Genomic DNA, 12,443 nt, shown 5'->3' with positions numbered 1-12,443 from the left:
CCTTCCACGACCGCAGAACCTGCGCGGGAAGGGCGGCGGAACGACCCTGCGGGGAAGCGCGGGGCGCCGCCGCCCGGCGCCGCGCCGATCCCCGAGGACGAGCCCACCACCCGCGTCGCCCCCCGCACCGAGCCACGTGACGCGAGCCGTCCCGGCGCCGCCGCGAGGACGGCCACGACCCGCACGAGCGCCGCAAGGACCGCGTCCCCGGGCACGCCCGCCGCGCCGGTTCCGCCGCCACGCCCCCCGCGCCGGTCGACCGTCCCGGCGACGCCACCCCCTCCGTCCGCCGGAGCCCCGCCGCCCCGGCCCGCCCACCCGCCGCGCCCCGCGCCCGCGGTGCCGCGGTTCGACGACGACATCGCCGGTCCGCCCACCTTCCGGCTGCGACCCATCCGCGACGAGGAGCCACGGCGCCTGCCGATGCGCACCGTCGCGGCGGCCGCCTGCCTGGTGCTGGGCGTCGGACTGCTGGGCGGCACCACCGCCGGCACCCTCCTCGCCGACGACGCCGAGGCCGGACTCTCCGCGGCGCAGGCCGCCTTCGACGAGGCCCGCGGCCTGTGGCACAACGTCCCCGTCGACGGGCTCTTCCCTCGCACGGTCGAAGCCGAGGGCGCCGGCCCCGGTGGCGCCGACCGCCGGTGGACCCGGCTCGCCGTGGCCCCCGACGGCCCCTGCCGGCAGGCCTTCGACCCCCTGCTCGCCAAGGCGGTCTCACCCGTGGGCTGCCGGCGGCTCGTCCGCGCCACCTACGCGGACGAGACCAGCACCAGCGTCGTCACCGTCGGCCTGGTCTTCACCGAGGCCGACCGGACCGGGATGCGCGCCCTCCGGGCCCGCTTCGAGGAGGAGGGGCTCGCGGAGCGCACCGACCTGATGCCCCGCACGTTCCCGCCGCGCGGCACGGTCGCCGCCGGCTTCGGCGACACGCAGCGCGCCAGCTGGACGGTCCGCGTGCTCACCGGGGCGCCGGTGATCGTCTTCGCCGTGTCCGGGTTCGCCGACGGCCGTCCCGTGGCCGAGCCGCGTCCCGCCGCCGACGCCGTCGACCCGGAGGCGACCTCCGCGCCGGCCCAGGCGGGTCTCGGCCACGACGCCCGGGGCCTGGCCGACCGCATCGAGCAGGCGCTGCGCGCCCGGCTGCCCGAGCCCGCGAAGGAAGAGAACTGAATGGACCGCCTCGCCGGGCCCCCGACAGCCGACACTCCTTCCCCCACCCCTTCCGACAACCGCACGGGCCCGCCCGCCGCCCGCCGCGCGGTCCGCCGCACCGCGGCGCTGCTGGCGGCCGCCGCCCTGGCCACCGTGCCGCTCACCTCCGGCACGGCCCACGCGGCCGGTGAGGGGCTCCAGGACCGGCAGTGGGGCCTGGGCACCGTCAACGCCCGCGAGGCGTGGGAGACCACCCGGGGCGAGGGCGTCACCGTGGCCGTCCTCGACACCGGCGTCGATGCCACCCATCCCGATCTCACCGGCTCGGTACTGGAGGGGAAGGACCTCATCGGCTTCGGCGCGCAGCGGGGCGACCCCGCCTGGGCGCGCCACGGCACCGCGATGGCAGGGATCATCGCCGGCCACGGCCACGACACGGGCGACGCGCACGGAGTGCTGGGCGTCGCGCCCGGCGCGAAGATCCTTCCGGTGCGCGTGCTGCTGGAGGAGGACGACGACGCCCGCGACGAGGCCCGCCGCACCCGCGGGGACGCCCTGGCCGAGGGCATCCGCTGGGCCGCGGACAACGGCGCGGACGTCATCAACCTCTCCCTCGGCGACGACAGCGACTCCGCGCACCCCGACCCGCAGCAGGACGCCGCCGTCCGCTACGCGCTGCGCAAGGGCGTCGTGGTCGTCGCCTCCGCCGGCAACGACGGCAAGGACGGCGACCACGTCTCCTACCCGGCCGCCTACCCCGGCGTGATCGCCGTCACCGCCGTCGACGAGAACGGCCGCCGCGCCGACTTCTCCACCCGCCGCTGGTACGCCACCGTGGCCGCACCCGGCGACGACGTGATCATCACCGAACCCGACCGCCTCTACTACGAGGGCTGGGGCACCAGCGTCGCCGCGGCCTTCGTCTCCGGCGCCGCCGCCCTCGTCACCGCCGCGCATCCCGACCTCACGCCCGCCCAGGTCAGGCAACTCCTCGCGGACACCGCGCAGAACACGCCGCCGGGCGGCCGCAGCGACGCGCTCGGCACCGGCGTCGTCGACGCCGCCGCGGCCATCGAGATGGGCGCCACCGTCCGGCCGCAGTCCCTCGAGAAGGGCGTGCAGCCCTACCCCGAGCGCTACTTCGGTGCCGGGCCGGACGACGCCCCGGGCGGCTTCGACTGGCTCGCGCTGACCGGCGGCGCCTGCGGCGCGCTCCTCATCGCGGGGGCCGTCGCCCTCCAGCGGGGTGCCCGGGGCCGCACCCGCTGACCCCGTCCGGTTAGCCTCGTGTCCGTGGCGCTCAAGAACATCCCCGACCCCGGCTTCTCCGGTGACGACGGCCGGGCCGACCCGGTCCTCGCCGACGCCCTCGCCGCCTGGCGGCAGGACCCCGCGCGGGAGGACGCGCTGCTGCACGCACTGCGCGGCGCCCGGCTGCTGGTGCCCGTCGTCGCCGTTCTGGGCGAGGCGGAGACCGGCACGGACGGACTGCGCCGCGACAAGTCCAGCGACATGGCCGTCCCCACCCTGAACGCCCCCGGCGGGCGGCGTGCCCTGCCCGCCTTCACCTCCACCGAGACCCTGGCGCGCTGGCAGCCCGACGCCCGTCCGGTCGCCGTCCCGCTCCGCCAGGCGCTGCTCGCCGCGGCCCACGAGGGCGCCGACACCGTGGTACTGGACCTCGCCGGCCCGGTCCCGTACGAACTGACGGGCGCCGCGCTGCGCGGACTCGCGGCGGGCGGAGCCGACCGCCCCCGGCCCCTCGACGACGCGGACGTCGCCGACGCCGTGCGCCGGGTACTCGCCGCCGAGGAGGCGGTTCACGGCGCGCACCTCCTGCCGCCCCGCGGCGACACCGACGGCACGCTCGCCGTGGCTCTCGCCCCGGACGCCGACCCTGCTGCCGCGGCACGCCGGGTGGCCGCCGCACTGGCCGCCGACGAGACGCTGCGCGCCGCACTGGTACGCGGGCTGGACCTGGCCGTCCTCCCGGCCGGCAGCAGCCTTCCCGAGGGCGCCCTCTACCGGAGCTGACGGCGGATACCGGGGCCGACGGCGGACGGCCGCCGCCGGACGCGCCACCACCCGCTTGGCGCGCTGCACATGCGTGGCGCCCCGGCCGGACCGACACTCGGGGACACATCGCGATCTTCGATCGTCCCCGACGGGAGGCGTCATGCGGGCGGAGACCCTGACCGTGACGGACACGCGGCCGCTGGTCGCCGAATGCCTGGGAACCGGCCTGCTGGTCTTCTTCGGTGTCGGCGCCGCCGTCGTGGCCGGCGAGTACATCGGCACCCTCGGCATCGCCCTCACCTTCGGTCTGACCATGCTGGCGCTCGCCTACGCCCTGGGCTCCCTCTCGGGGGCCAACCTCAACCCGGCCGTCACCCTGGGCATGCTGGTGGCCCGCCGCATCGACGTGACCACCGCGGTGCGGTACTGGGTCGCGCAGCTCGTCGGCGCGATCCTGGGCGCCCTGCTGCTGTTCCTGGTCGCCCACCAGATCCCCGACCTGGAGATCGGCGAACGCTTCGGCACCAACGGCTTCGGCGACCGCTCGGCGGTCCAGCTCAACACCTTCGGCGCCCTCGTCACGGAGATCGTGCTGACGTTCCTGCTGGTCTACGTGTGGCTGTCGGTCACCCACCGGCTCGCGGTGACCGGTGTCGACGGCGTACCGATCGGACTGGCGCTCGCCGCGGTGCACCTGGTCGGCATCCCGCTGACCGGCACCTCGGTCAACCCGGCGCGCAGCCTGGCGCCCGCGCTGTTCGCGGGCGGCGCCGCGCTGACCCAGGTGTGGTTGTTCCTGGTGGCCCCGCTGGCCGGCGGGGCGCTGGCGGCGGTCGTCCACCGCCTGACGCACCCGCAGGACGAAGTGGGCCACCAGGCCGGTCTGCTGCCGGGCGACGACGTGCGCACCTGAGAAGCACCGCGGAGTCCTCGCCGCCGCGGTCCCGGCGTGGCGGGACCGCGGCCCGCCTTCAGCCGATCACGGGCCCGGTGAACTTCTCGCCCGGCCCCTGCCCCGGCTCGTCCGGCACCACGGACGCCTCGCGGAACGCCAGCTGGAGCGACTTCAGCCCGTCCCGCAGCGGCGCGGCGTGGTAGGAACCGATCTCGGTCGCGCTCGCCGTGACCAGGCCGGCCAGCGCGTGGATCAGCTTGCGCGCCTCGTCCAGGTCCTTGTGCGCGTCGCCGTCCTCGGCCAGCCCGCACTTGACCGCCGCCGAGCTCATCAGGTGCACGGCCACGGTCGTGATCACCTCCACGGCGGGCACGTCCGCGATGTCGCGGGTCATGGTGTCGAAGCCGACGGGCTGCTCGCCCTGCGGGGCCTCCGGCTGGTTCTGGTGCTGGTCGTCAGCGGCGTCGCTCATGGTGCCCAGGGTAGGTGTGCGACCTCGCCCGCCGAACCCTGGTATGCTCGAGAACCGACCGGCCGGACGTCCGGGCCCTCGCAGCGGGAGACCGCCACCGAGGACCGGCCCCGGCCCGCAAGTGGAGGCTCCGCTCTCCCACCCTGTGGTCCTCCGGGACCTCGGGTCAACGGTCAGGCTGCGCCCCGCGGTGAACCGCGGCGGTGCTCCCCTTCCGTGGAGCCCCGCCTGTGTCCCGTCCGGGGCGTTTCGCACGTCAGGGCGCGGGGGTCGAGAACTCAACTTCACTCTTGCGCGGCCGTTCGCCAGATGGCCGTGTGGTGCACCCGAGGAGGCCCCATCAGCGCCGAGCCCCGCATCAACGACCGGATTCGTGTCCCCGAGGTGCGACTCGTCGGTCCCAGTGGCGAGCAGGTCGGCATCGTGCCGCTTGCCAAGGCCCTGGAGCTCGCCACGGAGTACGACCTCGACCTCGTCGAGGTGGCGGCCAACGCCCGCCCGCCCGTGTGCAAGCTCATGGACTACGGAAAGTTCAAGTACGAGTCGGCCATGAAGGCCCGTGAAGCGCGCAAGAACCAGGCGCACACGGTCATCAAGGAGATGAAACTCCGGCCGAAGATCGATCCGCACGACTACGACACCAAGAAGGGTCACGTCGTCCGGTTCCTCAAGCAGGGGGACAAGGTCAAGATCACGATCATGTTCCGCGGTCGCGAGCAGAGCCGCCCCGAACTGGGCTACCGGCTCCTGCAGCGCCTCGCGGACGACGTCCAGGAGCTGGGCTTCGTGGAGTCCAACCCCAAGCAGGACGGCCGTAACATGATCATGGTTCTCGGTCCGCACAAGAAGAAGACCGAGGCGATGGCCGAAGCCCGCGAGGCGCAGGCCGCACGCAAGGCCGGCCGCCAGCAGGACAGCAGCCCTGCCGAGGAGCCCGCCGAGGCGTGAGTCCTCCCGGGCGCACGCCCAGGACCAAGCAACCGAACCGACCGGCGCTTCCGGCTGCCCCGACACGGGCACGTCAGGCGCCACCGACGAGGAGAAGACGGCGACATGCCGAAGAACAAGACGCACAGTGGTGCCCGCAAGCGCTTCAAGGTCACGGGCTCCGGCAAGGTGTTGCGCCAGCGGGCCGGCCGCCGCCACTACCTCGAGCACAAGCCGTCCACGCTGACGCGCCGCCTCGCGGGCACCCAGGAGATGGCTCCGGCCGACGCCAAGAAGATCAAGAAGCTTCTCGGCAAGTAATCCCCGCTCGACCGGGACCCTTTTCCATCCGGGCCGTGTGAACACCGCCACGGCCCCGCCTCCAAGGAGACACACCAGTGGCACGCGTCAAGCGGGCAGTCAACGCCCAGAAGAAGCGCCGGGCGATCCTCGAGCAGGCCAGCGGCTACCGCGGCCAGCGCTCCCGCCTGTACCGCAAGGCGAAGGAGCAGGTCACCCACTCGTTCGTCTACAACTACAACGACCGCAAGAAGCGCAAGGGCGACTTCCGTCAGCTGTGGATCCAGCGGATCAACGCCGCGGCCCGCGCCAACGGCATGACCTACAACCGCTTCATCCAGGGTCTGAAGGCCGCCAACGTCGAGGTGGACCGCAAGATCCTCGCCGACCTCGCGGTCAACGACACCGCCGCGTTCGCCGCGCTGGTCGAGGTCGCCCAGAAGGCCCTCCCCAGCGACGTCAACGCCCCGAAGGCCGCCTGAACCACGGCCCGAGCGTCGCCGCGGACGCCAGCGGACCCGCAGGCCCCCGGCCTGCGGGTCCGCTGCTGTCCGGCCCCGCCTTAGGACCTGAAGCCCGCGCGAAACCCCGGAGACGACTGCACCCGTGATCCCCCCGTCCGCGACCCGGATCGCCGCCGCCCGCCGGCTCGCCCGCCGCAGTCTGCGCGGCAGGGACCGCCGGTTTCTCGCCGAGGGCCCGCAGGCCGTGCGGGAGGCAGCGGCCGCCCACCGGGCGGACGGCGAACCCGTACTCACCGAGCTCTTCGTCACCGAGGACGCCGCAGGCCGGCACGGCGCCATCGTGGACGCGGCCCGCACGGCCGGCGCGCGCCTCCACCTGACCCCCGAGGACACCCTGGCCTCCCTGGCCACGACCGTGACCCCGCAGGGCCTGGTGGGCGTGTGCCGCTTCCTGGACCGGCCGTTCGCCGACGTGCTGGCCGCCCGCCCCCGGCTGGTCGCCCTCCTCGCCCACGTGCGCGACCCCGGCAACGCCGGGACCGTGCTGCGCTGCGCCGACGCGGCAGGCGCCGACGCGGTCGTCCTCACCGACGCCTCCGTCGACGTCTACAACCCCAAGGCCGTACGCGCCTCCGCCGGCTCCCTCTTCCACCTGCCCGTCGCCGTCGGCGTCCCCGCGCCCGACGCGGTCGCCGGTCTGCGCGCCGCCGGAGTGCGGGTGCTCGCCGCCGACGGAGCCGGAGACCGCGACCTGGACGCGGAACTCGACGACGGCACCCTGAGCGGCCCCACCGCCTGGATGTTCGGCAACGAGGCGTGGGGCCTGCCCGAGGAGACCCGGACGCTGACGGACGACGTGGTCGGCGTCCCGATCCACGGCCGCGCCGAGAGCCTCAACCTGGCCACCGCCGCCGCCGTGTGCCTCTACGCCTCCGCCCGTGCGCAGCGTGCACCCGGAGGGTGCCGCTCCGTGACCTCCAGCGGTTAAGGTGGGCCGACGGGGACCGGAGCCGGGGGAGCCGGACGGAAGGGTGCGGGGATGGCAGCCGAGGGGAGCGAGGAGCCTCGCCCGCACGCCCGCCCGCGGCCCGGCAGCCCCGGTGTGCACCCGGACGAGCTGCCCGACGGCCTGGTGATCGCCGACGCCACGGGTCACGTCGTCTGCTTCAACGCCGCCGCCGCCCGGATCTGCCACACCGACCCCGCCGACGTGCTCGGCAAGCCGCTGGAGAGCGCGCTCCCGCTGGAGGACCTCAAAGGCCGCCGGTGGTGGCCGCTGACCGACCCGTACGGGGGCCTCGCCACCCGCACCGGCCAGCCCGAACGCCATCTCTTACTGCACGGCCGCGAGGTGCTGGCCTCCGCCCGGTACGTCCGCGAGCGTCCCACCGGCCCGGTGGACCGCCTGGTGGTCTCGCTGCGCGGCACCGAGGCCCGCCGCCGCACCGAGCGCAGCCACGCCGAACTCATCGCCACGGTCGCCCACGAACTGCGCTCGCCGCTGACCTCCGTCAAGGGCTTCACCGCCACCCTGCTCGCCAAGTGGGAACGTTTCACCGACGACCAGAAGCGGCTGATGCTGGAGACGGTGGACGCCGACGCCAACCGGGTCACCCGGCTCATCACCGAGCTGCTGGACATCTCCCGCATCGACTCCGGCCGCCTCGAGGTACGCCGGCAGCCCGTCGACATGGCCGCCGCGGTGCGCCGCCACATCGAGGCCCACACGGCGGCGGGGCAGTCCCCCGACCGTTTCGTGACCCGCATCGTCGACCCGCTGCCCGAGCTGTGGGCGGACCCGGACAAGATCGACCAGGTACTGGGCAACCTGCTGGAAAACGCCGTGCGCCACGGCGAGGGAACCGTCACGATAGAAGTGGCGCCCTCGCCGTCCCCGCACCCGCGGGAGTGCACCGGCACCACGGTCACCGTCAGTGACGAGGGCCCCGGCATTCCGGAGGAGTCCATGAGCCGCGTCTTCACCCGCTTCTGGCGGGGCAGCAAGCGAGGCGGCACCGGGCTGGGCCTGTACATCGTCAAGGGCATCGTCGAGGCCCACAGCGGCGGCATCACCGTCTCCCGTGCCGAAGGCGGCGGCGCGCAGTTCCGATTTACCCTGCCCGTGGGCGCCCCGGCCTTCATGGCCTGACCGGTCCCACGGGCTCTCCGCACAGCCCCCGCGCACCTGCCGCCGCCCCGCCCGCGCCCGCCGACCGGCGAAGACCGACAGGCCAGGGCCGTAGACTCGGTCAGCGGCACGCATGCGCAGCCACGCCAATCGGAAGCACGGGAAGAGATGTCGGCACCCAACAAGTCGTACGACCCTGTCGAGGTCGAGGCACTGAAACCGGAAGAGATCGACCGGGCACGGAACGAGGCGCTCGAAGCCGTCGCCGCGGCGACGGACCTGGACGCGCTGCGCGAGGTGAAGGCCGCCCACGCGGGTGACCGCTCGCCGCTCGCCCTGGCCAACCGCGAGATCGGCGCCCTGCCGCCGCACGCCAAGGCCGAGGCGGGCAAGCGCGTCGGCCAGGCCCGCGGCGCTGTCGGCCAGGCGCTGAAGAAGCGCCAGGAGGAGCTGGAGGCCGAGCGCGACGAGCGCGTCCTCGCCGAGGAGGCGGTGGACGTGACGCTGCCGCACGACCGGCACCCGGCCGGCGCCCGGCACCCGCTCACCACGCTGTCCGAGCGCATCGAGGACGTCTTCGTCGCCATGGGCTACGAGGTGGCCGAGGGGCCCGAGGTCGAGGCCGAGTGGCTCAACTTCGACGCGCTCAACATTCCGCCGGACCACCCGGCGCGCACCATGCAGGACACCTTCTTCGTACAGGGCCCCAAGGGCGAGGCGAGCGGCGACGAGTCCGGGGTCGTGCTGCGCACGCACACCTCCCCGGTGCAGATCCGCTCGCTGCTCGACCGCGAGCTGCCGGTGTACGTGATCTGCCCCGGCAGGGTCTTCCGCACCGACGAGCTGGACGCCACGCACACCCCGGTGTTCACCCAGGTCGAGCTGCTCGCCGTCGACGAGGGCCTGACCATGGCCGACCTCAAGGGCACGCTGGACCACATGGTGCAGTCGCTGTTCGGCGAGGACATGAAGACGCGGCTGCGGCCCAACTACTTCCCCTTCACCGAGCCGTCCGCGGAGATGGACATGGTCTGCTACGTGTGCCACGGCGAGTCCGTCGGCAACGTGGACCGTCCGTGCCGGACCTGCTCCTCCGAGGGCTGGATCGAGCTCGGCGGCTGCGGCATGGTCAACCCCCGCGTCCTGACCGCCTGCGGAGTCGACGCGGAGCGCTACAGCGGCTTCGCCTTCGGGTTCGGCATCGAGCGGATGCTGATGTTCCGCCACAACGTCGAGGACATGCGAGACATGGTCGAGGGTGACGTGCGCTTCACCCGGCCGTTCGGGATGGAGATCTGATGCGGGCGCCGCTTTCCTGGCTGCGGGAGTACGTCGACCTGCCGGCCGGTGAGACCGGCCGCGACGTCGCGGCGAAGCTGATCGAGGCCGGGCTGGAGGTCGAGACCGTCGACCTGCTCGGCGCCGGGCTCAAGGGCCCGCTCGTCGTCGGGCAGGTGCTGGCGATTGAGGAGCTGACCGAGTTCAAGAAGCCCATCCGCTGGTGCCAGGTGGACGTGGGCGACGCCAACCGCACGGGGGAGCCGCAGAACCTCATCTGCGGCGCGACCAACTTCGCCGTGGGCGACAAGGTGGTCGTGGTGCTGCCCGGCGCCGAACTGCCCGGCGGCTTCGCCATCTCCGCCCGCAAGACCTACGGCAAGGTCTCGGAGGGCATGATCTGCTCGGCCCGCGAGCTGGGCATGGGCGACGACCACGACGGCATCATCGTCCTCCCGCCCGAGTACGAGGCGGGCACCGACGCCGTCGAGCTGCTGGAACTGGTCGACGAGGTGCTGGACATCGCGGTCACCCCCGACCGCGGCTACTGCCTCTCGCTGCGCGGGCTCGCCCGGGAGACCGCCACCGCCTACGGCCTGCCGCTGCGCGATCCCGCGCTGCTCGACGTGCCCGCCGCCAACGACCACGGCCCGAAGGTCGAGGTCGCCGACCCGCACGGCTGCGACCGGTTCACCGCCCGCGCGGTCACCGGGCTGCGCACGGACGCACGTTCGCCGATCTGGCTGCAGCGCCGCCTCCAGAAGGCGGGCATGCGCCCCATCTCGCTGGCCGTGGACGTCACCAACTACGTGATGCTCGAACTCGGTCAGCCGCTCCACGCCTACGACCGCGCCCGCGTCGACGGGCCGATCGGGGTGCGCCGCGCGGAACCGGGCGAGAAGCTGACCACCCTCGACGACGTGGAGCGCACGCTGCACCCCGAGGACCTGGTCATCACCGATTCGCGCGGCCCCATCGGGCTGGCCGGTGTGATGGGCGGGGCGGACACCGAGATCGCCGACGCGGCCGGCGGCGAGCAGGGCAGCACCGAAGTCGTCATCGAGGCGGCCCACTTCGACCCGGTCTCGATCGCCCGCACCGCGCGGCGGCACCGCCTCTCCTCCGAGGCCTCCCGCCGCTTCGAACGCGGCGTCGACCCGGAGGCCGCCGCCGCCGCGGCGCAGCGCACCGTCGACCTGCTGGTGCTGCTCGCCGGCGGCTCCGCCGAGGCCGGAGTCACCCGGTTCGTCGCCCCCGGCGGTCCGCGCACCGTCCGGATCGCCGCCGACCACCCGGACCGCGTGGCCGGCGTCGCCTACGGGCGGGAGACCGTCGTGCGGCGGCTCCAGCAGGTCGGCTGCGACGTGTCCGGGCAGGACGAGCTGACCGTGACCGTGCCGTCCTGGCGGCCCGACCTCACCGACCCCAACGACCTCGCGGAGGAGGTCATCCGGCTGGAGGGCTACGCCAGCCTGCCCTCCACCCTGCCCCGCCCCCCGGCCGGCCGCGGGCTGACCGAACGCCAGCGGCTGCACCGGCGGGTCGGACGTGCCCTCGCGGGCGCCGGGTACACCGAGGCGCTGAACTACCCCTTCATCGGCTCCCCGGCGCTGGACGGACTCCAGCTCGACCCGGAGGACCCGTGCCGCCGCACGGTGAAGCTGGTCAACCCGCTCTCCGACGAGGAGCCGGCGCTGCGCACCGCGCTGCTGCCGGGGCTGCTGACCGCGCTGCGCCGCAATCACGGGCGCGGCAGCCAGGGCGCTCACGGCGGACTCGCCCTCTTCGAGACCGGTCTGGTGTTCCACCCGACGGGCGAGGAGCGCGACGCTCCGCGCCCCAGCGTGGAGGACCGCCCGTCCGGCGAGGAGATCGCCGCGCTGGACGCGGCGCTGCCCCGGCAGCCGCGGCACGTCGCCGCGGTGCTGTCCGGCCCGCGAGAGCAGGCCGGCTGGTGGGGCGGGGGCCGGCCGTCCGGCTGGGCCGACGCGGTGGAGGCGGCCCGTACGGTCGCCCGCGAGGCCGGGGCCGACCTGGTGGTGGAGCAGGGGCGGTACGGCCCCTGGCACCCGGGGCGCTGCGCCCGGCTTTCGGTGGGGGAGCGGACCGTCGGCTACGCCGGCGAGCTGCACCCGCGGGTCGTGAAGGCGTTCGGCCTTCCGGAGCGGACCAGTGCGATGGAAGTCGATCTGGACGCGCTGGAGGAGGACGCCACCGGCCCGGTGCGGGCGCCGAGCGTGTCGGCCTACCCGGTCGCCGCCCAGGACGTCGCCCTCGTGGTCGGCGCGGACGTCGCCGCCGCGGAAGTGGAGGCGGCGCTGCGCGAGGGCGCGGGTCCGTTGCTGGAGTCGCTGCGCCTCTTCGACGTGTTCACCGGCGAGCAGCTCGGTGAGGGCCGCAAGTCCCTCGCGTACGCGCTGCGGTTCCGTGCCGAGGACCGCACGCTGAAGGCCGACGAGGCGTCCGCGGCCCGGGATGCCGCCGTCGCCGCGGCGATGGAGCGCACCGGGGCGACCCTGCGCGGGGCGTAAGAGGAATCGGCGACACTCCGCCACATCCCTGAAAACCGGGGGTGGTTCCGGACAACCGGAACCACCCCCGGTTGGCGTTTCGTGAACTCCGTGCACCGGATGGGATTCCTCCAGGCGGATGACGTGAAGATCTGACGACCTGTCCCGTCGTGGGTGGTCACTGCTCGGCCGACCGTGATCTGATCCAACCTCCGGCGGGCCACCGGCCGGACAGACACCCCTCCACGAGGATCTGTGCGGTCGCCCTGCGGGCGTCGGCATCCGCCAGGTGCCGGCA

General features: G+C 74.2%; 12 protein-coding genes. 11 read left to right on the top strand and 1 reads right to left on the bottom strand.

Annotated features, from left to right (window positions below; genetic code table 11):
* The first annotated feature begins 339 nt into the window (after positions 1-339).
* The 4 genes from K304_RS0104145 (at position 340) to K304_RS27185 (ending at position 4,084) form a co-directional block, all read left to right on the top strand.
* Entirely contained in the window at positions 340-1,173 is an 834-nt protein-coding gene (locus K304_RS0104145; RefSeq protein ID WP_486591567.1) for a hypothetical protein, read from the top strand.
* A complete protein-coding gene (gene mycP / locus K304_RS0104140; RefSeq protein WP_027762713.1) occupies positions 1,174-2,424 on the top strand; it encodes a type VII secretion-associated serine protease mycosin in 1,251 nt (416 codons plus the stop codon).
* Positions 2,425-2,448: 24 nt separating this feature from the next.
* Positions 2,449-3,189 (top strand): SseB family protein, encoded by a 741-nt coding sequence (locus K304_RS0104135; protein WP_027762712.1) that lies wholly within the window; start codon positions 2,449-2,451, stop codon positions 3,187-3,189.
* Between the two features lie 142 nt (positions 3,190-3,331).
* The gene (locus K304_RS27185; protein ID WP_051307844.1) at positions 3,332-4,084 is read left to right on the top strand and encodes an MIP family channel protein; all 753 of its coding nucleotides are present in this window, start codon (positions 3,332-3,334) and stop codon (positions 4,082-4,084) included.
* A 58-nt stretch (positions 4,085-4,142) separates the two neighbouring features.
* Here K304_RS27185 and K304_RS0104125 read toward each other — a convergent pair whose 3' ends face one another.
* Positions 4,143-4,538 (bottom strand): DUF1844 domain-containing protein, encoded by a 396-nt coding sequence (locus K304_RS0104125; protein WP_027762711.1) that lies wholly within the window; start codon positions 4,536-4,538, stop codon positions 4,143-4,145.
* A gap of 315 nt (positions 4,539-4,853) precedes the next feature.
* Between K304_RS0104125 and infC the strand changes: the two genes are divergently transcribed.
* The 7 genes from infC to pheT all read left to right on the top strand — a co-directional run bounded on the left by infC (position 4,854) and on the right by pheT (position 12,166).
* A complete protein-coding gene (infC, locus tag K304_RS0104120) occupies positions 4,854-5,486 on the top strand; it encodes a translation initiation factor IF-3 (RefSeq protein WP_027762710.1) in 633 nt (210 codons plus the stop codon).
* A gap of 105 nt (positions 5,487-5,591) precedes the next feature.
* Positions 5,592-5,786 (top strand): 50S ribosomal protein L35, encoded by a 195-nt coding sequence (gene rpmI / locus K304_RS0104115; RefSeq protein ID WP_027762709.1) that lies wholly within the window; start codon positions 5,592-5,594, stop codon positions 5,784-5,786.
* A 77-nt stretch (positions 5,787-5,863) separates the two neighbouring features.
* Positions 5,864-6,247, top strand: coding sequence for a 50S ribosomal protein L20 (gene rplT, locus K304_RS0104110; protein ID WP_027762708.1), 384 nt, complete (start codon positions 5,864-5,866; stop codon positions 6,245-6,247).
* 124 nt (positions 6,248-6,371) lie between these two features.
* Complete coding sequence (locus K304_RS0104105) at positions 6,372-7,217, top strand: TrmH family RNA methyltransferase (RefSeq protein WP_027762707.1); 846 nt, start codon at positions 6,372-6,374, stop codon at positions 7,215-7,217.
* Between the two features lie 51 nt (positions 7,218-7,268).
* Positions 7,269-8,378 (top strand): PAS domain-containing sensor histidine kinase, encoded by a 1,110-nt coding sequence (locus K304_RS27180; protein WP_051307843.1) that lies wholly within the window; start codon positions 7,269-7,271, stop codon positions 8,376-8,378.
* Between the two features lie 147 nt (positions 8,379-8,525).
* Positions 8,526-9,656 (top strand): phenylalanine--tRNA ligase subunit alpha, encoded by a 1,131-nt coding sequence (pheS, locus tag K304_RS0104095; RefSeq protein ID WP_027762706.1) that lies wholly within the window; start codon positions 8,526-8,528, stop codon positions 9,654-9,656.
* Complete coding sequence (gene pheT, locus K304_RS0104090) at positions 9,656-12,166, top strand: phenylalanine--tRNA ligase subunit beta (protein WP_027762705.1); 2,511 nt, start codon at positions 9,656-9,658, stop codon at positions 12,164-12,166. Before pheS ends, pheT begins: the two co-directional genes overlap by 1 nt.
* Positions 12,167-12,443: the final 277 nt, after the last annotated feature.

This window comes from Streptomyces sp. CNS606 (assembly GCF_000426325.1).
Note: the sequence above shows the minus strand (reverse complement) of the source record. Positions and strands in the feature narration are given on the sequence as shown.

Bases quoted from the DNA above. Each gene is read 5' to 3' on its own strand.
- mycP (WP_027762713.1), top strand. From the start codon at position 1,174: ATGGACCGCCTCGCCGGGCCCCCGACAGCCGACACTCCTTCCCCCACC.
- pheT (WP_027762705.1), top strand. From the start codon at position 9,656: ATGCGGGCGCCGCTTTCCTGGCTGCGGGAGTACGTCGACCTGCCGGCC.
- K304_RS27185 (WP_051307844.1), top strand. From the start codon at position 3,332: ATGCGGGCGGAGACCCTGACCGTGACGGACACGCGGCCGCTGGTCGCC.
- K304_RS27180 (WP_051307843.1), top strand. From the start codon at position 7,269: ATGGCAGCCGAGGGGAGCGAGGAGCCTCGCCCGCACGCCCGCCCGCGG.
- rpmI (WP_027762709.1), top strand. From the start codon at position 5,592: ATGCCGAAGAACAAGACGCACAGTGGTGCCCGCAAGCGCTTCAAGGTC.
- K304_RS0104125 (WP_027762711.1), bottom strand. From the start codon at position 4,538: ATGAGCGACGCCGCTGACGACCAGCACCAGAACCAGCCGGAGGCCCCG.
- pheS (WP_027762706.1), top strand. From the start codon at position 8,526: ATGTCGGCACCCAACAAGTCGTACGACCCTGTCGAGGTCGAGGCACTG.